At 59.0% G+C, this 26,523-nt stretch carries 14 protein-coding genes; 9 read left to right on the forward strand and 5 right to left on the reverse strand.

Annotation, left to right across the window (positions count from 1 at the left end; genetic code table 11):
- Positions 1-104: 104 nt before the first annotated feature.
- Together HU742_RS05280 and HU742_RS05285 are read right to left on the reverse strand one after the other, a co-directional pair.
- Positions 105-4,529: a SpvB/TcaC N-terminal domain-containing protein gene (locus HU742_RS05280; RefSeq protein WP_186643598.1), complete on the reverse strand. Its 4,425-nt coding sequence runs from the start codon at positions 4,527-4,529 to the stop codon at positions 105-107.
- Positions 4,530-4,776: 247 nt separating this feature from the next.
- On the reverse strand, positions 4,777-6,300 hold the full coding sequence (locus HU742_RS05285; protein WP_186640989.1) for a fumarate hydratase: 1,524 nt from the start codon (positions 6,298-6,300) through the stop codon (positions 4,777-4,779).
- Positions 6,301-6,706: 406 nt separating this feature from the next.
- On the opposite strand from HU742_RS05285, the gene HU742_RS05290 reads away from it, so the two are divergent.
- Both HU742_RS05290 and HU742_RS05295 read left to right on the forward strand, forming a co-directional pair.
- Positions 6,707-7,813, forward strand: a complete 1,107-nt coding sequence (locus HU742_RS05290) for a GGDEF domain-containing protein (protein ID WP_186643600.1) — start codon at positions 6,707-6,709, stop codon at positions 7,811-7,813.
- On the forward strand, positions 7,806-8,753 hold the full coding sequence (locus HU742_RS05295; RefSeq protein WP_186640993.1) for an iron-sulfur-binding ferredoxin reductase: 948 nt from the start codon (positions 7,806-7,808) through the stop codon (positions 8,751-8,753). Before HU742_RS05290 ends, HU742_RS05295 begins: the two co-directional genes overlap by 8 nt.
- Before the next feature lie 98 nt (positions 8,754-8,851).
- On the opposite strand, the gene pyk is transcribed toward HU742_RS05295, so the two are convergent.
- Positions 8,852-10,303, reverse strand: a complete 1,452-nt coding sequence (pyk, locus tag HU742_RS05300; protein ID WP_186640995.1) for a pyruvate kinase — start codon at positions 10,301-10,303, stop codon at positions 8,852-8,854.
- Positions 10,304-10,735: 432 nt separating this feature from the next.
- On the opposite strand from pyk, the gene HU742_RS05305 reads away from it, so the two are divergent.
- From HU742_RS05305 to HU742_RS05315, 3 genes are all read left to right on the forward strand, one after another.
- Positions 10,736-11,905: an IS4 family transposase gene (locus HU742_RS05305; protein ID WP_186643602.1), complete on the forward strand. Its 1,170-nt coding sequence runs from the start codon at positions 10,736-10,738 to the stop codon at positions 11,903-11,905.
- Between the two features lie 257 nt (positions 11,906-12,162).
- Positions 12,163-12,537 (forward strand): tetratricopeptide repeat protein, encoded by a 375-nt coding sequence (locus HU742_RS05310; protein ID WP_186640997.1) that lies wholly within the window; start codon positions 12,163-12,165, stop codon positions 12,535-12,537.
- Positions 12,538-12,813: 276 nt separating this feature from the next.
- Positions 12,814-13,173, forward strand: a complete 360-nt coding sequence (locus HU742_RS05315) for a PilZ domain-containing protein (protein ID WP_186640999.1) — start codon at positions 12,814-12,816, stop codon at positions 13,171-13,173.
- A gap of 90 nt (positions 13,174-13,263) precedes the next feature.
- On the opposite strand, the gene HU742_RS05320 is transcribed toward HU742_RS05315, so the two are convergent.
- Positions 13,264-13,629 carry a DUF6124 family protein gene (locus HU742_RS05320; RefSeq protein WP_186635518.1) on the reverse strand — a complete coding sequence of 122 codons (366 nt, stop codon included), beginning with the start codon at positions 13,627-13,629 and terminating at the stop codon, positions 13,264-13,266.
- A 570-nt stretch (positions 13,630-14,199) separates the two neighbouring features.
- Between HU742_RS05320 and HU742_RS05325 the strand changes: the two genes are divergently transcribed.
- The gene (locus HU742_RS05325; protein WP_186635515.1) at positions 14,200-14,622 is read left to right on the forward strand and encodes a hypothetical protein; all 423 of its coding nucleotides are present in this window, start codon (positions 14,200-14,202) and stop codon (positions 14,620-14,622) included.
- 211 nt (positions 14,623-14,833) lie between these two features.
- On the opposite strand, the gene HU742_RS05330 is transcribed toward HU742_RS05325, so the two are convergent.
- Positions 14,834-15,199: a DUF6124 family protein gene (locus tag HU742_RS05330; RefSeq protein WP_186635518.1), complete on the reverse strand. Its 366-nt coding sequence runs from the start codon at positions 15,197-15,199 to the stop codon at positions 14,834-14,836.
- A gap of 663 nt (positions 15,200-15,862) precedes the next feature.
- Between HU742_RS05330 and HU742_RS05335 the strand changes: the two genes are divergently transcribed.
- From HU742_RS05335 to HU742_RS05345, 3 genes are all read left to right on the forward strand, one after another.
- The gene (locus tag HU742_RS05335) at positions 15,863-18,691 is read left to right on the forward strand and encodes a hypothetical protein (protein ID WP_186643604.1); all 2,829 of its coding nucleotides are present in this window, start codon (positions 15,863-15,865) and stop codon (positions 18,689-18,691) included.
- Between the two features lie 147 nt (positions 18,692-18,838).
- Complete coding sequence (locus HU742_RS05340) at positions 18,839-22,459, forward strand: Tc toxin subunit A (protein ID WP_186643605.1); 3,621 nt, start codon at positions 18,839-18,841, stop codon at positions 22,457-22,459.
- Positions 22,460-22,464: 5 nt separating this feature from the next.
- Complete coding sequence (locus HU742_RS05345) at positions 22,465-26,523, forward strand: Tc toxin subunit A-related protein (RefSeq protein WP_186643606.1); 4,059 nt, start codon at positions 22,465-22,467, stop codon at positions 26,521-26,523.

Here is a 26,523-nt window from a genome sequence, read left to right on the forward strand (position 1 = left end):
CATTCTCTGGCTCCGCTTCCCAATCAGCTCTTCGACTTCCGAGACCTGGTCACGCAGTGACTTGCGCACGTGTTCCGTTACGCTCTCTTCCAGGCGCTGCGTGTTCACTGGGCAGCCCCCGGATCCGTATCGTTGTAATCGTGATCGCACTGGTACCACGGATGGTAGACATGCCAGGCTTCATGCCCCTTGGCATTGATGACCTTGACCAACCGCCCCGGCGGGTCATAGAACTGCTGGTCGTGATAGCCGTGTTCGCGCAAAGAGGCGTCATTGATGTAGCGCCAGGCATCGGCGAAATAAGGGCGGTAGACCCGCGTTACCAAGCCTTTATTGTTGTACTCGACCCGTTCGCTGACGCGCCAGCGCAGGTCGGCATCCCGCTGAATCGGTTGCCCTTCGGAGTCCAATTCCAGCGAACCGTCCTTGGCCACGGCATAGGCTTGCCCAGGCTCGACCAATTGCTTGCTTTGCAAGGGGCGGCCAAAACCGTCGACCGTGCTGAGGGCGATGCGGATCTGTCGCAATGGATCATCTGGATAGCGGTCGGCGCTCAGCACGACGCTGTGGGCTGGTTCTCGGGCCGCTGCCTGGATCAGTGCCCAGAGCGAATCCTCGCTAACGGTGCGCGTTTCGAGTTGGGCCAGGCGAGCGCGTGCCGAGGCGCGGATGTGACCACTGGGCAGCAGGTAGCGGGCGCTGATCCACTCGTCGCGTATCTGCGACAGCTCCAGCGCACCCATCCAGCTCCTATCCTCGATACGCACGGCGCTGGCGATTCTTCCCAAGGTGCCCGCCGGGTCTTCTATGGCGTGGCCCGGTGTGAGGTCTTCGGGCAGCTCATAACTTTCAATGGCGTCGAAGCCCGCTGCAACACCACCTTCGGTGCCATGGAAGGTGACGCCCAAAGGAACCCCGTCCGGGCCGTAGAGCGCTTCCTGAATGTTGTCGTTGGCATCGGTGATTTTTCGCGGCAACAGCGAGTGGTAGTCGTAGTTGACGAGGGTCGTGCAGCCGTCCGGCAGGGTGACGCTCGTTGTCAGCAAATGATAGGCATCGTAGGTGACGGTCGTGAGGCCATGGTTCTGCGTCTCTTGCAGGGCGGTGACCTGGAAAAAACCGGCGAGGTCACTGTAGGTGGCGAAGCCGACCTTCTTCGACCAGAGGTTCTCGTTCGCGTCTTCGTCGGGATCTTCCGGCATGAACAGCGCCATGAGCTCGAAACCAATCGTGCGCAGCTCTGTGCGAATGTCAAAGGGTGAGGGCACGCCAACGTAGGCTTCCAGCGCCTGCTCGTCGAACTCGGCGACTTCCAGCGGGCCGCGCAAGGCCTGGAACAGGGGAGCGCCCGCTTCATCCTGCTCGTAGGTTTGTTCCTCAAGGGCCGTCAGCACTCTGGCAGCGTTCCATTGCTCTGAATCCCAGTAGGCCAGGAACTCTTCGTAGCTGACCTGATGCGGGGCCAACCCTGTGGGCAGCGCACCTTTAGGAAGTTGCAGCCCGTTGGTTCGGGCGCGCCACGGCAGGCCTAGACGCTGGCGAGCCTGGTCAGCGGTGAGGTTATGATATTCGGCCCGACTCTCGACGATGTGGAATACCTGCTGTTGCTCATCATGGGCATCGCGCCACCAAGTGCGTTCATCTTCATCTTCATCTTCGAAGGGCGGGTCGTCGGCCGGGATCAGGCGACGGGCGTAATGAACGGTGAAACCATGGGTCGTCTGACCGTAGATGTCCCAGGCCAGATTGATGCTGTGCTGGGCTTGCGGGTCCTTGATAAAACCGTCGTATTGATGGCTGACTGATTCCACCGCCAGTACCAGCAGACTCTTGTGTCCGCTGTGGGGTTGGCGCAACAGGTACCGTTGTTGCGTTACGGTGTAAGGGGCGAGAAGGCTGGTTGCTTCGGCAGGGTGGGTCTCGCTGCGCAGTACATGGCCGCCCAGGGCATAGGCCATTTCCCTTGCGGTGTCCGGGTCGGGGACGATGGTCTCGTCGGCTCCGCCCGACTCATGAAGCCGAGTCAGCAACGTGGGGCCAAGGGGCGGTGCGTCGGGGTCAGCTTTGAAACAATCCTTAAGGGGCTGGTCGACGGTGCGACCGGTGTGGAACCACGTCTTGACCAGCACCGGCGCGGTGAAGTCGGCCGTCGCGGGGCCCTCGGGTTGCTCGCTGTCGAACTGATACAACCGAGCGAAGCCTCGGAACTCACGGTGATAGCTGTCGTAATCGCCCTCGAGATAGGTGAAGTGCTGAGTCAGGCGATTTCCGGTGATTTCGTCCAGCTGTTGTTGGCGTGCCACCAACGGCAGGGCCATGGGCAAGTAGCAATCCAGTGGTTCGCCGTCGGCAACACGTTGGGCTTTCTCGTCCAGCCAGAACTGCGCGCTGCTGCGATAGGTCAGCGTGCTTTTGCAGCCCATGTTGTTATCCGTGAGGCTGAGCAGATAGGGCCGCGTCGCGACAAAGTCATAGCGCCAATGCCGGGGTTTCAAGCCCGGGGTGTGATGGGGCACGCTCAGGACCAGGCTGGCGCAGCCCAAGCCTTGCAGATCGGCCAAGGTGACCTGGCAGAGGTTGTCATAGCGCACACCGGCGGGCCAAGCGACCTGCGTCGGTATTTGCGCCAGGCCATTGCCGCCGTGGTTGAAGTAGATCTCGAAACAATCGCTGCGCAGGTAGATCAATGCCGGCGCCCCGGAGCCATCCAGATCGGCGATCCGCACCCGCTCGGCATCGAACTCGAGGTAGGTAAATGGCAGGGCACTCATCACAAAGCCCTTGCCGAAACGCCCATGGCCCAGGTTCGGCCAACACTTGATTTCATCGTAGCGAATACGGCACAGGTCGGAGCTGTCGCTGCCCAGCATATTGCCGAACAGCACTAGCTCGCTGCGCACATTGCTGAACAAGGGCAGGTCGCTGTCCGGCTCATGGGGAACGTCCACACCCGAGGCAAAGCCCTTTTCACGAAGATTGGCGTACAACCGCACGCTTTTGGGGCCGATCATGGCCAGCGAACGCAGTCCGTCGCCGACCAGGTCGCCCAACTGCGCGGCGGGGTGCAAGAGCTCAGTGGGGAAGCGCTTGAAGTTCGTGAAGGCTGACCAGCTGCGGTCCGGGTTGAGGGTATAGAAGCCGCTCATGCCCGGTTGGGCGATGACCCAATTGAGGCGACCGCTACCGGTCAGGTCGGTGAGCACTTGCATCACCGCCGAGTTGTCGGCGGCGACCGGGATGCTGGGCAAGAGTGACCACGGGCCGTAGCCGATCTCATCGCTTTCATCGGTCGTGGCGCGTTCAGGCTCGCGGTAATACCAGCCGTTGCTGTAGCGGCACAAGAAGCCAGGAATGCCTTCGCCGTACAGGTCGACACACTGGTAGTGCAAGCCGTCTTCCAGGGCGGGCATGGTCTGGAGAGCGAAGAACGGTTTGGGCTCGTGGTTCAGGTCGAAAACGCTGTAGTCCAATTCAACGGGCGGAGCGTTCTCGATCCGACTTTCTGCGTCCCATGCTTGATAATGGGCGGCGGTCAGCAGGCTATAGTCCAGGTCGGTGGAGGTATATTCCAGCAACAGTCGCCGCACCAGTGCGGGTTCGGCGCCAGCGGGGAAACGGTGGAACAGCAACGCTTGGTGACACAGGCGCCGCGTGCCGACTTCGAAACCGTACCGGTAAGCGTGGACCGGATCGCTGCGCAGTAGCCAGTCATTCTCGGGAGGAGGCGCCCAGGCAGGTTTTTCCTCAAGATCGAGGGAGCGTTGTCCGTAGTCCAGTACCAAATGAAAGTGCCAGTCCAGCGTTGCCGGGTCTGTTTCTTCGAAGCAGTAGAAGGTGTCGCTGGCCGTGGCATTGCCGTAGCAGACCCGGACCAGGTAGCGTTGGGCGCGGTAGTCATGCGGGTTATGCGGGTCATCGGACTCAGCGGGATCGGTCGCATATTCATAGTAGATGTGCTCGCCCAACGGGCTGACTTCCTCCAGCAATAGCCACTCGGCGATGCGCGACGGGGCTTGCGGGTCGGCAATGCGCGACTCTGGACTTTTACCGTAGCAATACAACTCGCCGTTGCTGCCCTGTACGCGCCAGAACGGTAGGCTGTCGATGCAGGTCCAGAGTTCATAAATGTCGAAGGTGCTCTCGATCCTTGGGAAATAGCGCACCACTGCGAAAATACGGTCGCCAACCTTGCGGCTGGTCCGCCCCTCAAGATCAGGCCAACGATCTACCCCGTCGGGGCCGACCATGACATCGTCATCCTCGTAATGCGGTACGCCCTTGAGGGTTTTGCGCGTAATGCTGGGGATCGACAACTGCATGCCGATGCCGAACGTGCCGTTGCCGCTCTGGCTGTTGTAGTGCAGCGCCATGGCGGGCGTCAGGTGCCGGGCGCTGGACACGGGCAGCGGCAACTCAATGGAGGCGGCCCCTCGTGTGCCAACGGGGCCGAGGCCGTTGCCAATGGCGGCGATTGACGCGCTACCGGCGATGGTGGGTGTGATGATCTGGAGGGGCGCTTGCTCTGCCATTGACATTCATCCCTTTGGCCGCGCCAGGGTTGATTCCCGACCTGGGTGAGGATGCCAAGAGAGGGCGAAGGTGTAACCTGTCAGATCTTACAGGTAGGACAGAAATTGCGATCAACGGCCGCATCCCAGGGCCGCTTCGCAACTCAGCGGGAGCAAGCTCCCAGGCCAGCACCTTGCTTCAAGCGTACAAAAAAAGGCCGGTGAGCTTGTCGCTCACCAGCCTTCCTCACAGCGGCTGGAGCGCGTGTTACTGCACCTCTACCGCCAGGCTTTCGCTGATCTTCTTCTGCCAGATCGCTGGACCTGTGATGTGTACCGATTCGCCTTTGCTGTCGACCGCAACGGTCACCGGCATGTCCTTGACCTCGAACTCGTAGATCGCTTCCATCCCCAGCTCGGCGAACGCCAGGACCTTGGACTTCTTGATCGCCTGGGCCACCAGGTAAGCGGCGCCGCCGACGGCCATCAGGTAGACGGCTTTGTTGTCCTTGATCGCTTCGATGGCGGTCGGGCCGCGCTCGGATTTGCCGATCATGCCCAACAGGCCGGTCTGCTCGAGGATCTGGCGGGTGAACTTGTCCATCCGCGTGGCGGTGGTCGGGCCGGCCGGGCCGACCACTTCGTCGCCGACCGGATCGACCGGGCCGACGTAGTAGATGAAGCGGCCCTTGAGGTCAACCGGCAGGGTTTCGCCCTTGTTCAGCATCTCGACCATGCGCTTGTGCGCCGCGTCGCGACCGGTGAGCATCTTGCCGTTGAGCAGCACGGTTTCGCCCGGCTTCCAGCTCTGCACGTCTTCCGGGGTCAGGGTATCGAGGTTGACGCGACGGGCCGACGGGCCGGCTTCCCAGACGATTTCCGGATAGGCGTCCAACGGTGGCGCTTCCAGCGAGGCCGGGCCAGTGCCGTCCAGCACGAAGTGGGCGTGACGGGTGGCGGCGCAGTTGGGGATCATGCACACCGGCAGCGAGGCGGCGTGGGTCGGGTAATCCATGATCTTCACGTCGAGCACGGTGGTCAGGCCACCCAGGCCCTGGGCGCCGATGCCCAACTGGTTGACCTTCTCGAACAGCTCCAGGCGCATCTCTTCGATACGGTTCTGCGGGCCGCGGGCCTTGAGCTCATGGATGTCGATGGATTCCATCAAGACTTCCTTGGCCATCACCGCGGCTTTCTCGGCGGTGCCGCCGATGCCGATGCCGAGCATGCCCGGTGGGCACCAGCCGGCGCCCATGGTCGGAACGGTTTTCAGCACCCAGTCGACGATGGAGTCGGACGGGTTGAGCATGGCCATCTTCGATTTGTTCTCGGAGCCGCCGCCCTTGGCCGCCACGTCCACTTCCACGGTGTTGCCCGGGACGATGGAGTAGTGGATGACCGCCGGGGTGTTGTCCTTGGTGTTTTTGCGCGCGCCCGCCGGATCGGCGAGGATCGATGCACGCAGGACGTTTTCCGGCAGGTTATAGGCGCGACGCACGCCCTCGTTGATCATGTCGTCCAGGCCCATGGTCGCGCCATCCCAACGCACGTCCATGCCCACGCGCACGAACACGGTCACGATGCCGGTGTCCTGGCAGATCGGCCGATGGCCGGTGGCGCACATGCGCGAGTTGATCAGGATCTGCGCCATGGAATCACGGGCCGCCGGCGATTCTTCGCGCAGATAGGCCTCGTGCATCGCCTGGATGAAATCCACGGGGTGGTAGTAGGAAATGAACTGCAGGGCGTCGGCAACGCTCTGAATCAGGTCGTCTTGCTTGATCACGGTCATGAGTCGCGCTCCTCTCTAAGGCGGGAACATTCTATAAGGCAGCTTCAAGCCGCAAGCTTCAAGCTGCAAGCTCAGAGCAGTATGAGTACTGCTTCAGCTTGTTGCTCGGAGCTTGCGGCTTGCAGCTGACCTCAGGTCAAGGCACGCCGGGCATGCTGGCGCGACGCTAAAAAGGCGCGGCAGTATATCGCAGGCCGGCATCCTGTGGGAGCGAGCTGCCTTTGTGGCAAGGGGATTTATCTGTGGCCAGCCGTCTCAAACAGCTGCGTCAATCTAGGCCATTGCTTTGACGCCATTTTTCTGAGCCAGAATTGAATGGTCATTTGTCGAACACGCCACTAAAGTGGCGTCTGGCCTGTAGCGTAGGACACCTCTATCAGCCCCCTTTCCCATGGTGAGTCACCGATTGACCCATAACGCCATCCAACGCCTTTTGCTGAAACGCTTCGCCCTGGCAGCCGCGACTTATGCGCTGGCACTGGTGTTGCTGTGGCTGGCGTTCTTCAGTGGCCATTACCTCGACTCGTTGCGCGGCGTCGTCATCGGCACGGTGTTGGTAGTGCTGTGCCAGGTCGGCTTGTTCACGCTGTTCATCACTGACCGCAACCTGCGCTTCGCCGACCCCAGCCTCACGGAAATACAGGTCTGGATTGGCCTGGGCTGGCAGACGTGGATGATGGCGCACCTGGACCAGGCCCGCGGTGTGTTCCTGGTGTTCTATGTGCTGATCCTGCTGTTCGGGCTGTTTCACTTGACTCGCCGCGCCTTCGTGCGCTGCGCGACGCTGGTGTTCCTCAGCTTCACCGGTATCACCCTTTGGGACGGTTACTTCTTCCGACTGCCCGACCCGACGCTGGCCGGCTTGCAGGTGTGCGTGCTGTTCATCGTGCTGGTTTGGCTGGTGTTGTACGCCCGCTACGTCCAGACCTCGCGTCAACGCATGCGCCAGCGGCGATTTGCCTTGCAGGCGCACCAGGACACCCTGCGGGGCATGATGCGCCAGCTCGAAGACCTGGTGGCCACCGATGAACTGACCGGGCTGTTCAATCGTCGGCATTTCTTGCGCCTGGCAAGTCGCGAACTCAATACATTGCGACCCGGCGTCGCCCATGGCCTGGCCTTGATCGATCTCGATCATTTCAAACGCATCAACGACCTGCACGGCCATGCCGCTGGCGACCAGGTGCTCCAGGCATTCGCGGCCGTGGCCACGGCCTGCCTGCGTGAAGGTGATGTGCTGGCCCGTTATGGCGGCGAAGAGTTCGTCATGTTGCTGCCAGCGTGCGACCCGGCGCGCCTGACGGCTTGTTGCGAACGCTTGCGGCTGGCGTTTACCGAAGTCCAGGTGATCGAGTTGCGCGTCGGCAGTCTCAGCCTGTCGGTGGGCATGACGATGCTGGAAATGGGTGATGACCTGGACAGCGCCTTGCAGCGCGCCGACCAGGCCTTGTACCGTGCCAAGCGGGACGGCCGCAATCGTTGCGCCGCCGCCTGGGAGAACGTCGATGCCTGAGCTGAAAGTCACTGACCGGCAATGGACGGTGGCGGTGGGCGCGAACTTGCTGGACGCGCTCAACCAGGCCGGCGTGCCGGTGCCCTACAGTTGCCGTGCCGGCAGTTGCCATGCGTGCCTGGTTCAATGCGTGAGCGGCGATGTTCGTGACAGTCGACCTGACGCCCTCAGTCCTGCGCAGCGTGACCAAGGCTGGCGACTCGCGTGCCAATGCCAAGTCGTCGAGGATGTGCAGATCCACACGTTCGACCCGCAACGCGACGGCCAAGCCGCCGAGGTGGCGGCGGTGGACTGGCTGGGGCTCGACGTGCTGCGTCTGCGCATCACCTCGCAGCGGCCGTTGCGTTATCGGGCCGGGCAACATCTGGTGCTGTGGGTCGGTGGTGTTGCCCGTCCGTATTCCCTGGCGAGCCTGCCCGAGGAAGACCGCTTCCTGGAGTTTCACCTCGATTGCCGCGCACCGGGCCAGTTCATCGATGGGGCGCGACAGCTACAGGCCGGCGACCCGATCCGCCTCGGCGAACTGCGTGGCGGCGCGCTGCATTATGACCCCGACTGGCACGGCAAACCGCTGTGGCTGCTGGCCGCCGGCACCGGCCTGGCGCCGCTGTTTGGCATCTTGCGCGAAGCCCTGCGTCAGCAGCATCAGGGCGCGATTCGCCTGATTCACCTGGCCTACGATGCCGACGGGCATTATTTGGCCAAACCCCTGGCGGCATTGGCGGCCAAGTATCAAAACCTCACCGTGGAACTGCTGACAGCGGCCGAGGCGCCGCAGGCAATGGAGCAATTGCGTCTGTCTTCCCGACAAACCCAGGCCCTGGCCTGCGGTCATCCGGATCGGGTCGAGGCGTTTGCCAAACGCTTGTACCTGGCGGGGTTGCCGCGCAATCAATTGTTGGCGGATGTTTTCCTGACCCGTGAGGACGGCGCGGCCTGAGCCGCTGCTATCGCGAGCTCCGGCAACCCATTCCTTGCAATAAATAAAAAGCCCCGTCATTCGCATGACGGGGCTTTTGTCGTTCAGCGAGCGGTCTTTCAGACCATTGGATCGCCGACGTGCAGGATTTTCATCCCGTTGGTGCCGCCGATGGTGTGGTAGCTGTCGCCCTTGGTCAGGATGACCCAATCGCCGGTTTGCACCACGCCACGCTTGACCAGTTCATCCACCGCCGCCTGGCTGACTTCGCCCGGTTGCAGGGCGGCCGGGTCGAACGGCACGGTGTAGACGCCACGGAACATGGCGGCGCGGGCCTGGGTTTCGCGGTGCGGGGAGAACGCGTAGATCGGCACCGAGGAACGGATGCGCGACATGATCAACGGCGTATAGCCACTTTCGGTCAGGGCGATGATCGCCTTCACGCCCGGGAAGTGGTTGGCGGTGTACATGGTCGCCAGGGCAATGCTCTCGTCGCAGCGCTCGAAGGTCTTGCCGATGCGGTGGCTGGAGGTCTTGCTGGTCGGGTGCTTTTCAGCGCCGATGCAGATACGCGCCATGGCCTGCACTGCTTCGAGCGGGTAGAGGCCGGCGGCGCTTTCGGCCGAGAGCATCACGGCGTCGGTGTAGTCGAGCACGGCGTTGGCTACGTCGGACACTTCGGCGCGGGTCGGCATCGGGTTCTGGATCATCGACTCCATCATCTGGGTCGCGACAATCACAGCCTTGTTGTGGCGGCGTGCGTGCAGGATGATCTTCTTCTGGATACCCACCAGCTCGGCGTCGCCAATTTCCACGCCGAGGTCGCCACGGGCAACCATCACCGCGTCGGACGCTTTGATCAGGCCGTCGAGGGTTTCATCGTCGGCCACGGCTTCGGCGCGTTCGATCTTCGCCACCAGCCAGGCAGTACCGCCGGCTTCGTCGCGCAGTTGACGGGCGTATTCCATGTCGGCGGCGTCACGTGGGAAGGACACGGCGAGATAGTCGACTTCCATTTCCGCGGCCAGCTTGATATCGGCCTTGTCTTTTTCGGTCAAGGCTGGAGCGGTCAGGCCGCCGCCGCGACGGTTGATGCCTTTGTGGTCCGACAGCGGGCCGCCAATGGTCACGGTGCAGTTCAGTTCGGTGGCGGTGGCGGTATCGACGCGCATCACCACGCGACCGTCATCGAGCAGCAGCTCGTCGCCCACGCCGCAATCCTTGACCAGGTCCGGGTAGTCGATGCCGACGACCTGTTGGTTGCCTTCGGTCAACGGGTGGCTGGTGGAGAAGGTGAACTTGTCACCGATCTTCAGCTCGATGCGCTTGTTGGCGAATTTGGCGATGCGGATCTTAGGGCCTTGCAGGTCACCCAGCAGGGCGACGAAGCGGCCGTGCTTGGCGGCGAGCTCGCGCACCAGCTTGGCACGCGCCTTGTGCTCTTCGGGGGTGCCGTGGGAGAAATTCAGGCGGGCAACGTCCAGGCCAGCCAGAATCAGCTGTTCGAGAACTTCCGGCGAGTTACTGGCCGGGCCAAGGGTAGCGACGATTTTGGTGCGACGGACGGACATGCAAGACTCCTCAAGTTCAAGCGCCAGCGAAGGCTACTATGGTCTTTGGGTGTAGTCATTGTTCATGTGCACTACTTATTCGTTTCTTTTTCGAAATGAACATTCGTGAAAATTTTTGCGCCTTCAGGGCTTTTCATATTCTTCGGTGGCGAGGGATTATCTGTGGCGAGGGGATTTATCCCCGCTGGGGCGCGAAGCGGCCCTCCAAGCCAGTCACCTGGGTGTGTCAGGTTGATCGTTCCCACGCTCTGCGTGGGGATGCATCCCGTGACGCTCTGCGTCACCTTCCAGAAGCGGAACGCGGAGCGTCCCTGGCGGCATTCCCACGCAGAGCGTCACTAGTGTCCGGTAAAAACTGAAGGGGGAGCTTGCTCCCCCTTGCTGTGCCTGCTTCGTAAGCAATAATCAGGTTTTCAGACTCGATTTTCGCCCATGTTCAACAGCACTCGATTTTCACAAATGCTCCAGGCCCTTCCTCATCAGCACTTCAAAGCAGCCGTCAAACGCTGTGGCGCTGATCGTTATGCCAAGCAGTTCACTTCGTGGGATCTACTTGTCACGCTGATTTACGGCCAGCTTGTCCAAGCTAAAAGCCTGCGCACGTTGTCAACAGCTTCTCAGTCGCTGAAACCTCATAGTTACCACCTCAACGCCAAGAACATGGTGCGTTCGACCCTTTGTGACGCGCTGAATAAGCGCAGCCCAGAGCCGTTTCGACTGGCCTGCGAACACTTGCTTCAAGGTATTGGACGCAAACAACGCAAGTCGCTCGAGGCGATGATCACCTTGATCGATTCGACCTCGATCAGCCTGCGAGGGCCTGGTTTTGACGAATGGACCACCGCAACGAAAACTCGTATCACTCAAGGCCTGAAAGTGCATGTAGCAATCGATCCACGGCAAACAGCCCCGACTTACGTAAACATCACCGCCGCCAACGTCAACGATCTGAGCGATGCCCTGACCATGCCGCTTGAAGCGGGTATGACATACGTTTTCGACAAGGGTTACTGCGACTACAACTGGTGGCACCAGATTGATCAGACGGGCTCTTTCTTCGTCACACGCTTGAAGAAAAACGCCAATCTAAAGCAAGTAAAAAATTTGAGGCAGGAGGATGCACCGCAATTCATTGAGGCAGACGAATCGGTGTTGTTCGGTAAGAAATATCTGAACACTCGACGTCCCAATCACTACCAGAATCAGGCTGTACGTCGGATTCAGGTCCGTCGCGACGACCACGAAACGCCGTTGGTGCTTGTCACCAACGACTTCTCCCGCCCAGCTGAGGAGGTGGCTGACTTGTACAAACAACGTTGGCAGATCGAGTTGTTTTTCAAGTGGATCAAGCAAAACCTCAAGCTCAAACGATATTTCGGCTTCTCCGAAAATGCCGTCCGTCTGCAGATATACAGCGCCTTGATTACCTACCTTTTGCTGCACCTTTATCAGCATCGCTCAGGTTGTTCGGGGTCAATTTCAGACTTTGCCATTCGGCTGACCCACAGCTTGTTCGAACGCCCATCAAGCATCGAACAGCTTGAATACCGAAGGCAAAAGCGAACCGAGCTGAAGACTGCTCAAGGCAGTCTTCAGCTTTGAAAAGGTTTTACCGGACACTAGTGACGCAGAGCGTGGGAACGATCAGTATGTCTTTCAACCTTAAAAATCAGATGGTTGCACTTTGTTCCATGAGAGCTTGCTCCCGCTCGGTTGCGTAGCGACCGCAAAATCTTGGGCCGCTGCGCAGCCCAGCGGGAGCAAGCTCCCTCGCCACAAGAGCACTGCCAAGCTGTGTTTTCAGGCTGAAGATTTTCCTACCCAGGTCGATACAGAGCTCAAGACAGGAGAACCTCCCCATGCGATTCGTGCTTTTTATTGCCCTGGCCCTCAGCGTTACGGGCTGCACCCGTTGGTCGATGAACCACCACATGAACCTCGCCTACAAGGCCTACGAGCGTGGCAACTGCGAGCAAGTCATGCTCGAGTTATCCAAGGTCGACCGCGCCAGCCGTGCCCGTCGCTACATGCAGCCGGAAGTCTCGATGATGCGCGGCCAGTGCCTGGAGCGGCAGAAGCTGTTCGTCGATGCGGCGCAAACCTATCAATTCATCCTCAGCCAATACCCCAACAGCGAATACGCCTACCGCGCCCGCGCACGGCTCGAAACCCTGCAGAGCCTCGGCCATTACCCGACTCGCAGCGCCACGGCTGTTCGCCCCACATCGTTCTGATCGCGTCGCGTTGAAACCATTGGCGCAAAACGATTGTCGGACCGATGACTGGCAGCGTGTCGACCTGACGCTTGTGCCTGCGTGAGCTATATTTTTGTACAAGTCGTGACTAGAGCCTATGCTCTAATTTCGCAGCGTCACCTGTGACCGGCAGAAGTCCGCCAGCATGCTCGCAAAGCGTCTGGCACCGGGCTCGGGGAGAGCGGGCTGGTGTAGGCTCGTTCCGAAGCACTCGATTGGCCGTGTACGCGGCTGTTCAAAAAAGCGATACAAGACATGTACAAAGAGCGTCGCATTGAACGACATCAGTTGTCGTATTTTCTTGAGGTGTTTAACGGTATCAACAATAAATCCATCGGTTTTCTGGGCAATGTTTCAGAAAACGGATTGATGCTGATCAGCCATTTGCCCTTGATGGTCGGCGCACGCTTCGACCTGCGCCTGAAGATGCCTGCCGACGACGGGCCGCAGCAGCACATCAAGTTGAAAGCCACTTGCCTGTGGTGCCAGGAAGACGTGACCCCACAACATTTCGACGCCGGTTTCAGCCTGCAATGGGCACCGCCGGAGTACGGGCAGTTGGTGAGTGCGTTACAGCAGTATTTCTGTTTTTATCCGATGCCCGCATCGGCTTGAGCCGCCGACTGCTTGCCGGGTAGTCCGCTAAACCGTGGCGAGCGAGCTTGCTCGCTCGCCACGGTTGCGTCAGCTGCTGTTATACAGCCATCAACGCTGCACCTTCGCCTCGCTATCGAGCAATTTCTCCAGCAACAACACCCCCATCTCGCCCATCTGGTGAATCGCCAAGGCCAGGTTGCGCGGGGCGCCTTCCAGGTCTTCCGATAAATCCAGGATCAGCGTGCTCACCGAGCAGAAGGTTTCGTAGGTGTGTGCGAGCAAACCTTCGGCGTCGGCGTTGGGCGCAACGATGAAGTAGTCCAGTTGCCGTTGGTTCTTGGCCGGTTTGTCGGCCTTGGGCTTGAGGTAATGGTCCAGGGCTTTTTGCGCGGCTTTGTCGAGGTTGATTTCTTCGGGGGTTTTTGCGGTGGGGCGTGAGGCTTTTTTCGGGGGATTGGGTGTTGGCTTGATCATTTTCGTTTTTCCGTGATTGACGCTGCTACCCGGTTCGCGACTAAACGAGGGGTGGCGGCTGGACGCAGGTTAGTCGACCGGTGGAAAAACGAAGCCCGGCGCGCCCGAGGGCGCCCTGCGAACAGCCACCATCAAGTGCGGGCAGGGAGCCCGACTGGATGACGCTTGTGCGCATCGTTTTAGCCACCGGGCGACTAAACCCGATCGCTGAGTTGTCAGCGACGCGGACCAAGTTACGGGGCAAGGCCAAGGCGCACAAGCCGGCGGATTCTGGCGCAGCTGTAGTCCGTTGCGCAAGGCGTTGTAGTCAATTTGCAGCTTTCTTACACCGGGTGGTGCCGTTGGTCGAGACTGTCAGAAGTTACAGGTGTCGCGCGGAGCGTTTTAATCTCAACTGAGCAAGAGTCAATTGAGTTGTCCCCCGGACTCATCTTCATGTTCAGGAGGTGGTTATGGAAAGTATCGAAAGCGGAAAGGAACCTACGGTAACAATAAGGGCAGCAAGGGATGGTGATTTATCGAACACACGCACAATCGAGAGTTTGTCGGAAGGTTGAAGGGAGACATTAAATGAACAAGTCAGCTGTTGCATCAACACAAACTATTGTAATAAGGGCTGCCATGTTTCCTGAATGGGCAGACCTGGAGGTGGAATGTACTTGGTCGCTAGGCGGGACGACATTTACGGCGAAGACGCTGCGCTATCGCGCCCGAGATAATAATCGCCGCAAGGGTAATATAAAAATGGGCCTTGTTTCACAAGGCGACACCGGCTGGATCGAGTTGAACAACGACGACGGAATACAAGACGGTGAGTGGCACGCCTTTGAGCGGTCGCTTTCAGTGGCGGCAGATGCTCGCTTGGCAACGGTACATTTCAATTGGATATATGACAATTTTTTAACCGATCTGAATATGACAGGACGACAGGAAGTCAGGTTTGGGAAGTCTGGTGGGGGTGGCCGCAATCCGGCGAGTTCTGCAGGTCAATAATCCGTTGGGCAGGTAAGCTATGGAAGCTCTAAAAGTTCGGTAAACCCGTGGTGAGGGGAGCTCCTTTCCCCCCTCTGGACCGGTCCGACGTTGGAGCAGCCCCGGTATTCCCTGACGCGCGCATGGGAACGCTGCGTCCAGCGGGAGCAAGCTGCCTCGCCACGGGTGCGCGATTACGGTTTATAAGGTAAGTGCGACACTCACGCCGACCTCAACGCTGCACCTTCGCCTCGCTATCGAGCAATTTCTCCAGCAACAACACGCCCATCTCGCCCATCTGGTGAATCGCCAAGGCCAGGTTGCGCGGGGCGCCTTCCAGGTCTTCCGATAAATCCAGGATCAGCGTGCTCACCGAGCAGAAGGTTTCGTAGGTGTGTGCGAGCAAACCTTCGGCGTCGGCGTTGGGCGCGACGATGAAGTAGTCCAGTTGCCGTTGGTTCTTGGCCGGTTTGTCGGCCTTGGGCTTGAGGTAATGGTCCAGCGCTTTTTGCGCGGCTTTGTCGAGGTTGATTTCTTCGGGAGTTTTTGCGGTGGGACGTGAGGCTTTTTTCGGGGGATTGGGTGTTGGCTTGATCATTGGTGAACTTCCTTTCAGTGATGCCTTGACCTCTTCGCGACTAAACGAGGGGGTGGCGGCTGTACGCAGGTTAGTCGACCGGGGAAGTGTCACCAAAAACCGGCGCGCCGAAGCGCCCTGCGCACAGCCACCATTAAGTGCAGGAATAGGGAAGCCTGACTGATGGAAGCGCAATGCACCTGATGACATACCCCGAGCGACTAAACCCGATCGCTGAGTTGTCAGCGACGCGGATCACGTTACGGGGCAAGGCCAAGGCGCACAAGCCGGCGGATTCTGGCGGAGTTGTAGTCCGTTGCGCAAGACATTGTAGTCAGTTGGGCACCCTACTTACACCGAGTGTTGCCGCTGGTCGGGACTGTCAGGTTTGACAGGTGTTTGAGCTCGGTACCTTGCCGTTTACTGCAATCGAGAATGGTCTTGATGGCGGCGCCAACCGAACGTTCATGAGGTCCCGCGGAGGGCGGCAGGCAGACGAGTCCAGCGTGTGATTAGTCCGATACGCACGGTGATGTAGTCAGTTGGGAGTTCTCCTGCATCGGCGCCGCCATTAGTCGGGACCGTCAGGGCTGACAGGTGCTGAACTCAAAAGCAGGGCGTTCAATGAACTGAAAGCGTCCAACCCTATCGCCAACCTGTTGATGAACAGCTGTGGAGTGACTAATGAATACTGACGATGAAATTGAAGAAATTGAGCCTTACGACAGTAAAAATCAAGAACCGGTTAGCAACGCTACTTTAAGAATTATTTCTCCGTCGGGTTATATCCCAGAGCGAAGTTTTGTCGTTTCAGGGGACGGTGCTGTAAAACAAGGCCTCTCCCTTATCGAGTTGTTTACTACCGCTGGTAAAAGATTTGGTACAGCTCCTATCGACAATGACGGCAGTTGGCGGAATAGGGTAGAAATGCCTACCGGGATTGAGGAACTGGTTTATTTTGCCCATCAAACTTCGTACGGCACTTCAGCAAGAAAGGCTGTGAACCGACACCCGACTACGCTCCTAGAACCTCAATCCGACGTTTCGTTACGCCCAGACCAAGTCATCTTTAGAGGGGATTGCTTCCCGGAAGACGGTTTCGACCCAGGGATGCGTATCAGGGTGCTCGAGGGCAATAACGTGTTGGCTTCAGTCACTGTCCGGGGGGGCTCCCCTGCGATCATTTCAAGGGTTCCATGGGAAGCCCGCCCATTGGCGCAATTGTCCATTAAAACCTATACGGTGCGGGCTGAATATAAATCTTCGAGCAGTGAGATTCTGACTTTTACAGAAAATCTAACTTTTAGCGTTATCGGACTCGATCAAGTTGTCATTACCCCTGTCACAACCCCCCAGGAAATGGACTTCATCCTAACAGGCACACGCGGCCTGGAGGGGGCCTCAGTGGAAGTGAAGATCGACCTCAGGGATGTAAAGGTAGGAGAGGGTCACGTAGTAGCGGGTGGCGCTTGGAGCGCAACCGTGAAAATGCCTGAGGCGGGGCCTACCTCTTTGGTGGCTATACAGACCTATCAAAACGTCCCTTCACCCGCCAGTGCAGCCAGGCCTTTCAAAATCAAACCCCCGAGGTTGGTGGATATCAGTACGGGCTACCTCCCTCCCGACACATTGACGTTTTCGGGGGGTGGTTATACCGGCGCAACCGTCGAGATTTCCATTATCAGTGGGCCACCCGGAGCTACTCCACCTTCTCCGAAAATAGTGGTGAACGGCACATGGGAAACGACGGCGACGAATTGGCCGTTTGGCACCTACAGCCTGAAGGCGATTCAGAAAGTATCTGACAATGCCAACGGTTGGATTGAGTCACAGCCGTACACCTTTGCTCTTGATCGCGGGCTGCCGGATGTAAGCGATGTGATCTACACGCAGCATTATCAACCAACGATCTCGGGTAAAGGTGTCACCGGAGCACGAGTGAAACTGGCCGACCCCGGCGGCGCCTCCGAGGCCGCCCCGCCTGTGGATGTGCGCAATGGCGCGTGGTCGAGCCAGGTAAAAGAGGTTTGGGGCCCGACATTCAAGCGTGAGGTCCACATCCAGCAGTCCTTGAACGGTCAGTCGTCACCGGACTGGTACAAGCTGGAAATCACCATTGCGCCTTTGGCTCCGGTCATGGACTCCCCCGTGGAAAACGGCCTCTCGCCAAATCTGAGTGGCACTTGCTGGCCGGGCGCTTCCCTCAAGCTCAAATACAGCGACAGCAACACTGAGCACCCGGTTACCAATAACAATGGCAGATGGACGTTCCGACGCGAGACGCCATTCGCCCCAGACATCACCCACACCGCGACACTTATCCAGCATGCCGCGAGCCAAGACTCACCACCGGCATCCAGGACGTTCACGGTTTCCGTGCCCATGCGCAAACCGGAAATTACCCACCCGAGCCCTGGTGAGGTGGGGCGCGATGTGACCATCCGAGGGCGGAACGGCATGAGCGGCGCTTCGATGCAACTGCGCGACGCTCAATTCGGCAGGCTGCTGGGCGCGCCAAAGTTACTCACCACCGATGGCGAATGGTTTATCAACCTTGCGGGACTGGACTTTCGCGAGTACACCCTCGATGCGCAGCAGACGCTCGATGGCCGGCCATCCGAGCGCAGTGCCCATTTGGTGCTGACGGTGGTGCTGTTGCCACCACAATTCGACGTGCCACAGCCCGGTGGGAAGCTGCCGCGCACTGCTGAACTGTCGGGCAACGGCATGCCGAATGGGCGGGTCAATGTCTGGCTACAGGGCCAAGCTGAACCACTGCTGGAAGAAGTCCCCGTGAATTCCGGCGGCAACTGGAAACGCATAGTGACGTTGCCGGTTGGCCAGACCACGATCCGGGCCAAGCAGTTCTTTAAAGACGAGAAAGGTAAAGACCAGGAATCCGAGTACGGTCCATGGCTGGCTTATAACGTTGTCCCTGCCGCGCCGTTCATCGAAACCCCGGCGGCGGCTGAGCACATCGGACGACGGGTCGTGGTATCCGGCTTCGGTGTACCCGGGGACACCGTGACGGTGAGGTTGGACGATTCCGAGCTGAAAATACTGGGGCGCAGCCCGGTGCTGGAAGATCGCACCTGGTCAGTCACCGTGACGCTCGATCAGCCCGGCGGTGCCCATGGCCTTGTGGCCGTGGCGGAGTATGACGAGTTCGAATCAGATGATTCGCAGCCGCGAGCGGTGGTGTTGGGGACTTATCTGCCTTCTATTGATGTACCGACGACAGGACGTTGGATCGATAACCCGGTCGGGTTCGAAGGCCAGGGCAGGCCGGGTGTCGGGCAGGTCGTGAGTTGGTACAACCCCGATCGGGCCTGGGCGGCCAATCTTGCAGTCGATGCCGGCGCTTGGCGCGGCGAGGCGGTGCTGTCGTTACCTAGTGGCGGTCATTGGTGCCGGTTCAAGCAAACCCTCACGGACAGCGCGGGGGACGGCACGGTTTCCGATTGGGTTGAAAGCGAGCGCTTCGACGTCCTGCCTCCCTCTTCGCAACCCTGACGCTGGGCCGCCGACGGACGGTTTTATGAACTGTCATATCTGACAGTAGCCGAGAAGCCTTCGCTGACGCCAATCTATCCCAGCAAACTCATGGCCTGGCCGCATCGTCAGGTCACTTAGGTTTATGTCGACTCAAGGAAACCCGTCATGGCGGACTCCAGGCCTGTTGTACAGCTGATGAATCAGTTGTTCAGCCAAAAGCAACTCGGCGAATACCCCGCGCTTCGAACATACATTGAGGCAGACGGCTCCATCTTCCCGCTGGTGGAAAAGGGCGTGCGGGGGCTGGTCAGGGACTATGGCGTGACGCCGGATGATGCTCATCGGTTCCTGCGCCGGGCCAATAGCATGGCGCTTTATGTGCGGCGCCAGTTCATCGAGCACAGCTTGTACGCAAAACGATCTGACACCAGGCCGGTCGGGGCGGGCGGTGGTTTGTTGTCGATGGTTCAGGGGCCCAACTTCGAGCAGCTGTTCATGCGTGGGGATAGCTTCGATAGGTTATGCCCACCGCAGGCGTTGGAGTCCCTCACTTCGCCGGTGGCCTATTTGATTGAGCTGTTGAGGTGGATAGAGCAGCGTATCGAGGCGGTCTCGGGCGATTCGCTCAAGTTGCCGTTGCATGATCGGCGTAAAGACTTGAAACCGCTGGCTGTCGATTTCAATGCGGTGCATCAGTCGGTGTCGGCGGTGGACATCATCGTCCCTGTGCTGGAAACCTTTATCAATTCCCATGAACCTCCAGCGGATATTGAACAGGCCTTGATCGAGGCTCGGTACCCCAACGGGCTTCCTTACTACCAACATTGGGTCACGCTGGATACGGTCGCGCGCCAGCATGATTTGTCCGTGGGCGATTTTGCCCACAGGGTTGACCTCTCGTTCCCTTATTTTCTGCAGCCTCAAGCCTGGGGTAACGATGCGGGTCGTGCCTTGGCCCACGCGTCGCGGCTGGGGCCTTTTCAGCGAAAGTTACTGACTGAGCCAGCTATAAAAGAGGACGACCGCGACGAATTCTATTTGCAGAATTACGGTGGTGAGGGGCTGTCGTGGCAGAACCTCAACCAAGTACCGTTTTTCGGTGAGCGAACCAAACTCGGCACACTTGGGCTCGAGGCCTTGTTGTCGGTGCGCGGCTTCGCGCCCGTGCGCTCTGCCAACGTCCAGACGTACCCGGAACCGCAGCCCGTAGAACCGGAAAGCGGCCGCTCCGGTTCCGTGTACCTCAATGCCAATGCCCATCCGGCTGTGCACATTACGGATAGCGGCAGCGACCCGTCTTTCCTCCATAAACTTTCGGTCGCTCCTGACGAGTCCATAGGGCTGGATCGGTACGACCGGATGAACCGCAAAGTGCGCTTGGACCAATGGCTGGCGCTGCCTTGCGAGCAGGTTGACGCGCTATTGGTGGCCGCCATGAATGCTGAAGTGCGCGGAGGCGCACAGCGTAAATGGTGGATTAGCGAAAGTGTCGTGCGTGCACTTGGACTGTTTCAGTCGCTACGCGAGCGATACGGCTGCACCGCGCCCGACTTTGCGGTATTTATCGACACGTTTTCGATTTATGGTCGCGGCGAAGCGCATTCGAAATTCGATCAGATTTTCAATGATCAGGGCGACTATAGCGAGCCCTTGGTGCTTGATGAAGGAACCTTTCCAGTCATGCCCGAGCCCGGGCAGTCCGACCTGACAGTCGCCAGGCTATGCAGCGCATTGAATATCGATCTGAAAACCTATGCCTATCTGGCTCAAGTGGTTGCTGGTGCTCATAGTGTCCAGAACGGCAGCTTTCAGCGCAGCGCGGCGATCATCTCCAGTTTTTACCGTTTGGTCAGGTTGCCCAGGCTGCTGGGAATCACACCGGTCGAAGGCGTTCTGATGTTGACGTTGCTCGGTGGAGAGCCTTGGCTCAACGGCGTGGCGGGGGCTCCTCGCGTCAATCCAACCCCGGGCGAGTCACCGGATGTGCTCAACCTGCTACATGCCATGCAGGCCTGTACGCAGTGGTGCGCGGACCGCAACCTTCCGGTGCTTTGGATGTTGCAACAGGTGTCGTCACCGCAAGCTCAGGCCGCCACCGATGCTGAGCGCCAATTTTTAGAGCAGGTGCTCAATCTGCTACCTGGCGCGCTTTTCACCGAGACGGCGTTACTGATGGCCGGTGTACCTCCCTTGGCGGGGGGCAACTGGCTGGATTTGCTGACGGTGCTGGTTGATCCCGATGGGCTGGTCATTGCCTATCCGGGAACTGAACTCGAGTACCTGATCTTCGCGCGGGAAAAACTCGACGATGCGGTAAAGGATGGTCTGGGCGAAGCGTTCGAGCCCGAGCGTCCAGCCATTGTCGAGATAATGCTCAGCGTTTTGTTACAGGTCAGGGCCGCCCAAGCATCGGTGGCCAAGGAATGCCTTGCGGTTTACGCCGGTGTCGATTCGGAACAAGCGTTACATGTCTTGACCTGGGCCAATGCAACGGTGCATCGGTTGTTGCGTCAAGTGCTGGAACGGGCACCTCTACCCCCCGATAGCCAGGAGCCTGCCAGGGGACGCAACGAAGAGCCTGATCCGCTCCTTGCGCTGCTGACGGATGTGCGCCGTCGTGGCGCCGTGGTGGCGAAGCTGGCGCTTGGCGCCGGGTTGTTGCAGGACTACCTGGATTACGGCTATCGGGCTTGGCTGGGGCAGGACGACAAGCACGCATTCACGACGCGCACGCTTTATTACCTGACGTCGCTCACCCATGCCTTTGAGCTCAGTGAACAACCCGCGCAGAAACTGCTTGATTATCTGCGTGAGGTCGACGCGTTGGATCCCAGTTTGTCGGTAGACGCTCTGGGGTTGGTCCAACAAGCATCGTGGGTCAGGCTCGCCGAGTTTTTTAACTGGAGCGTACAAGAGGTGCGTGAATGCCTCAGGCACATCGATCCGACATCTCAGGTCCTGAAAAATCTTACCCAGCTGGATCTGTTGATGCGCGTTCGCGAGTTGGCTACACACACCGGCATGGATGCCCTGACGATTTTCCTGATCGGCATTTTGCCGGAAGGAATAGACAAACCGGCCTATAAGGAAGCCGCTGAGCACGCCTTGCTGAACGAAACCGAATCCGGTGCGTCTGCGTTTACCTCCTCCCCCGAGGATCTGAAGCAGCTCGTCAAGATCACCGTTGCCGTGGATAACACTGAGGTCGTGGCTAATAAACCCAACGAGAAAATCACTTTCACCGTCACGCTTCGCGACCGCGCCGGGGCACCGTTGAGCGGTGTCTTCGTTCGGTGGAGCGCCACACTGGGGACTATCGAAGCGAAGGCGACTGGTGTCGACGGGAAAGTTGCGGTGGAGTTCATACCGGGCAAGGTGATGGGCACGGACACCCCACTGTATTGGCTGGACCTGTTCGAACCGCAGTACGCGCCCAGCATTCATGTCACCGCCGACGTTCTATCCCTTCGAGTTCCGGTACCGCTGCGGTCACCGGTGCCGTTGGGTGAGGTGACGTACGGCCAGGAAATCGAACTCTACGGCACGTTGATGGACGATTGTGGAAACCTGGGAAAAAACAGCCTTGTGCAATGGCTCATCGAAACGTCAGAACCCGCAGATGGACAACTGGTTTTTCGCCCCAGGCAGGCATTCGCCAACCAGGAGGGGCAGGCACGGTCGTTTGTTTCCAGCCCGACGGGTGGAACATTCGAAATCAGCATTTTGGCCGAGGGCAGTGAGCGCAGATCCCACTTCGAGCCCATTACGTTTGCTAGCCAGGAGTAAGGAGCATGGCGCTTAATAATCTCGCTGAACTTCTCGAAAAGCGTCGTACTGCCCTGGTGGAATACTGCCTCGGTCAGGTCAAAACAGCTGGCGGGAAATACAACTTTTTGCGAACCCCGGCGGACCTGTTCGAACTGCTGCGCATGGATCCGCTGGACAGCTACCCGGTGCAAAGCTCCTGGGTCGCCGAAGCGACCAGCTGCGCTCAGCAGTTCATTCATGCCGCTTACCGTAAACTGGAGCCCGGCTACGAAAAAATCGAATTCGACAAGCGCGATCTGGCCACGTGGGAACTGTATAACAATTATCCGGACTGGGCGGCACTGCAATTGATCGCCCTCTACCCGGAAAACTTCATCAATCCGTTTGTGCGGCGCCGCAAGACCAGCCTGTTCAAAACCCTGGAAAACAACCTCAACCAGACACGCTTGAACGCCGACTCCGTTCAGGCGGCTCTGCAAGATTATCTGCAATCCTTCGAACAAATCTGCAACCTGGACGTGATCAGCGGCTATATGGATGGCGCCACGCCCGACCGTGCCGATTATTATTTTGTCGGTCGGCAGCGGGTGCCGCCTTTCCAATACTTCTGGCGCAAGGCAGAAGTTGAACTCTCTTCTGCTTGCGTCGCGATCAATCCGGCGGCATGGAGCGAATGGCAACCCGTGGATATCCCGGCCGGCGCAATGGTCCTGGACATGCGTCCGGTGTTCTGGAGCGGTCGACTTTGCCTGGTATGGGCGCAGTGGCAAGCGAAGGTGGAGGGGCAGGAAGGCAGTGAAGGCTTGCCGCCCAGGTTGGATATCAATGTCTCTTTCATGGCCCAGAACGGCAACTGGTCGGCACCGCTGAGCCTGCACAGTTCCGCGCGGGACGAGGATAATCCTCCCCAAAGCGCCCGGCTGATCGCGACCGTTTGGGCCGATCAAAGTCATCCCAAGGGCAGGCTGGGGGTTATGCTGATCGGCGAGGACTTGAAGGTATTTGCGGTGCGTGATGTGCTGTTCCGTCCCGTGGATTGGGACGACGGCGGTTGGTTGGAAAAGGCTGCACTCATTCGTTTTACCACTGCCGAGACCGTTCAACATCCGCTGACGAATCAGCCGACGATGGTTATTTCCGATGCTGCGTCAGGCTCCTTGACGCCGTACTTGGGTTTGCAGGCGGTGGCGTTTCGTGTGGGTAATGACGACAAGTTGTTCGTGCAGGGTTTTTGTAGGCCAACGGGGCTGACTGGGAATGATGTAACTCTGAAACTGGAACTGCAAAACCCTGCATCGGGCGATCCGGCCCCGATCGCTAAAGCGTTCCCCGTTGCGGGTGGCTGGAGTACGCAATGGCTGGAGCTCAAGCGGCTGAGGGGCTCGTGGCAAGATCCGGTCTTTTTGTTCGGCGCTGAAACAGGCGGCCACGGGCGCAAACGATTTCAACTGACGGTCAAAGACCTAACGGACTTCACGCCCGTCACTCTGTCCAAGAACACGCTCGATGCGGCGCAGTTCCTTTCCCTCAACCAGTCGGGGCTTGCACTCAAATACACCCGCCTGAATTCGCTGTTTGGTCCGGAACTGGTGCAACGTTCCAATATTTCCGTCGATGCGGTACTGGATTGGGATACACAATTCCTGTCGGAACCACCTCCCCTGGGCGTGCCTGGTTTTTCGGAACCCAACGGTGCTTTCAACGGCGCCAACGGTTTATTTTTTTGGGAGCTGTTTTTTCATCTGCCCCACTTGGTGGCTGCACGCTTGCGTGCTGAGGACCGTTTTCTCGAAGCGCAGAATTGGCTGCACTACCTGTTCGATCCACAAGCGCCGGCCGATCCCGGACAGTCTGCTGTTGCGAATCCAAAGCCTCTATATTGGCGCTGCCGGCCCTTGAATGGTCCAGGTAACCTGGGTTGTGAAGCCGATGCCCCCACCGATCCCGATGCCATCGGGTATTCGGCGCCCCGGCACTTCCAGATTGTGGTGTTCACTGAATACGTTAAAAACCTGATCGCCTGGGGCGACTGGTATTACCGCCAGCTCACCCGCGACAGCTTGGTGGCGGCCAAGCTGTGTTACGTCCAGGCCGAGTTCCTGATGGGCAAGGCGCCTGAGGTCCGGACGGTGAACCGTTGGGAGACGGACACGGTGGGAAGCCTGATGAACAAAAGTTTGTCGCGGCCGGCGCTTGAACAGTTCGAGAAAGAGCTGGTGTTCAGTCTGGCGGACTTTCCGGCCACCGCCGAGGCGCCACCTCTGTTGGGACTGCTGGCAAACGAGCCGTTCAAAGCACCAATCAATGAGCAATTGCTGGCGCTCTACGATTTGCCCGACCAGCGCCTGTATAACCTGCGCAATAACCTCACGCTCGATGGCAAGCCGCTGGACATCCCACTGTTCAGCCCACCCACCGATCCCAATCAATTGCTACGGGACCTGGCGGCTGGGAGTGGGGGGGCAAGGCCTATGGGCGGGCGTCTGGTGGTCGGTGCGTTCCGCTGGCGCGTGACCTACGAGACGGCGTTGCGCGCCGTGCAGAGCTTGCAGGACCACGGGAACCAGGTCCTGCGTTTGCTCGAGCAGCGCGACCGGGCCGAGCAGGAGGAAATGCAACAAAACCACCTGGTGGAACTGGGAAGCTACGCCCAGACCGTTCAAGAACAGAGCATTACCCAATTGCAAGCGAGCACGGCCGCGTTGGAGCAAAGTCGTGCCATGGCCCAGGAGAGGGCCGAGGCGTACGCACGGCGCTACGATGAAAACGTCTCGGAGGTTGAATATCAGGTCATGGAGAACCTGCAGCTGTCGAAAAAGCTCGAATTGGCCTCGTCGAGTATCAAACCGGCGGGAGCGGTCGTGGCGGCGGTGCCCACAATCTTCGGCTTGGCCAACGGCGGGCATCGTCTGGACAAAGCCTTCGACGCGGTGAGTTTTGTATTGAGTGTCGCTGCGTCGGCGATGCAGATCGACGCGGATAAGCAGGCGACCACCGAGGGCTATCGCCGGCGCCGTGAAGAGTGGCAACTGCAACGCGATCAGGCGCTGGCGGAGGTACGGGCCATCGACGCCCAAATCACCGCACAGACCCACGCCTTGCAGGCCGCGCAAACGACCCTGGCGCAAACGCTGACAGCCAACAGCCAGGCCTTGACGGTTTACAACTTCATTAAAAAACGCGCGAGCAATGCCGAACTGTTCGGCTGGCTACTGGGCCAGCTCAAAGCGTTGCATTATCAGGCTTATGACGCGGTCGTCAGCCTGTGCCTCAATGCCCAGGCCGCATTGACTGCCGAGACCGGCGATTACGATGCCCAGATCCCTTTGCCACAAGTCTGGCTGGACAACCGCCACGGCTTGACCGTCGGCGAACATTTACACGGACATTTGTTGCGCATGGAGCGTGAGTATCTGCAACGCCATGAGCGACGGATGGAGCTGGTCAAGACCGTTTCCCTGCGTCGGCTTTTTGATGATCCGGTCGAGCGTCAAGCCGGCGTTGATAGTTGGGAGGCTGCGCTGCTCCAGTTACAGACCCATGGGACGCTGGAGTTCGCACTCACCCAACTGCTTTTCGATCGCGATCATCCCGGGCATTACTGCCGGCAAATCAGTGCAGTCGAGGTCGATCTGCCAGTGGTGACCGGGCCCTTCGAAAATGTGCGAGCCACCTTGCTGCAGATCGGCAGCATGATCGCCACCAAGGCGTCGGTGCAATCGGTGCGTTATCTGCACAGTCCGGGAGAGTTCGTGGCGCCTTCAGATATCCAGATAAACCTGCGCAGTGGTCAGCAAATAGCCTTGTCAATGGGGCTGGGTGATAACGGCATGACGGCGATGAAACCGGATGAGGGATTGCTCAACCCCTTTGAAAATACCGGCGTTGTCTCGCGCTGGATGGTGAAGTTCCCATGGCCGACGAAGGCCCCGCAACAACAAGTGCTTGCGTCTTTGACCGACATTATCGTGCGCATTCGCTACACGGCGAAAGCCGGCGAGCCGACCTTCACACGGGCCGTCGAGGACCGGGTAAGAGCGTCGGAAATCCCCGATGGGTTCAAGCAAGCTTCGAAGGAGTAG

Source organism: Pseudomonas marvdashtae (assembly GCF_014268655.2).
Classification (GTDB): Bacteria; Pseudomonadota; Gammaproteobacteria; order Pseudomonadales; family Pseudomonadaceae; genus Aquipseudomonas; species Aquipseudomonas marvdashtae.

What these genes read in the sequence shown, in the direction of transcription:
- HU742_RS05280 (WP_186643598.1), bottom strand. Translation starts at nt 4,529, where the DNA reads ATGGCAGAGCAAGCGCCCCTCCAGATCATCACACCCACCATCGCCGGT.
- HU742_RS05285 (WP_186640989.1), bottom strand. Translation starts at nt 6,300, where the DNA reads ATGACCGTGATCAAGCAAGACGACCTGATTCAGAGCGTTGCCGACGCC.
- HU742_RS05295 (WP_186640993.1), top strand. Translation starts at nt 7,806, where the DNA reads ATGCCTGAGCTGAAAGTCACTGACCGGCAATGGACGGTGGCGGTGGGC.
- pyk (WP_186640995.1), bottom strand. Translation starts at nt 10,303, where the DNA reads ATGTCCGTCCGTCGCACCAAAATCGTCGCTACCCTTGGCCCGGCCAGT.
- HU742_RS05305 (WP_186643602.1), top strand. Translation starts at nt 10,736, where the DNA reads ATGTTCAACAGCACTCGATTTTCACAAATGCTCCAGGCCCTTCCTCAT.
- HU742_RS05310 (WP_186640997.1), top strand. Translation starts at nt 12,163, where the DNA reads ATGCGATTCGTGCTTTTTATTGCCCTGGCCCTCAGCGTTACGGGCTGC.
- HU742_RS05315 (WP_186640999.1), top strand. Translation starts at nt 12,814, where the DNA reads ATGTACAAAGAGCGTCGCATTGAACGACATCAGTTGTCGTATTTTCTT.
- HU742_RS05320 (WP_186635518.1), bottom strand. Translation starts at nt 13,629, where the DNA reads ATGATCAAGCCAACACCCAATCCCCCGAAAAAAGCCTCACGCCCCACC.
- HU742_RS05325 (WP_186635515.1), top strand. Translation starts at nt 14,200, where the DNA reads ATGAACAAGTCAGCTGTTGCATCAACACAAACTATTGTAATAAGGGCT.
- HU742_RS05330 (WP_186635518.1), bottom strand. Translation starts at nt 15,199, where the DNA reads ATGATCAAGCCAACACCCAATCCCCCGAAAAAAGCCTCACGTCCCACC.
- HU742_RS05335 (WP_186643604.1), top strand. Translation starts at nt 15,863, where the DNA reads ATGAATACTGACGATGAAATTGAAGAAATTGAGCCTTACGACAGTAAA.
- HU742_RS05340 (WP_186643605.1), top strand. Translation starts at nt 18,839, where the DNA reads ATGGCGGACTCCAGGCCTGTTGTACAGCTGATGAATCAGTTGTTCAGC.
- HU742_RS05345 (WP_186643606.1), top strand. Translation starts at nt 22,465, where the DNA reads ATGGCGCTTAATAATCTCGCTGAACTTCTCGAAAAGCGTCGTACTGCC.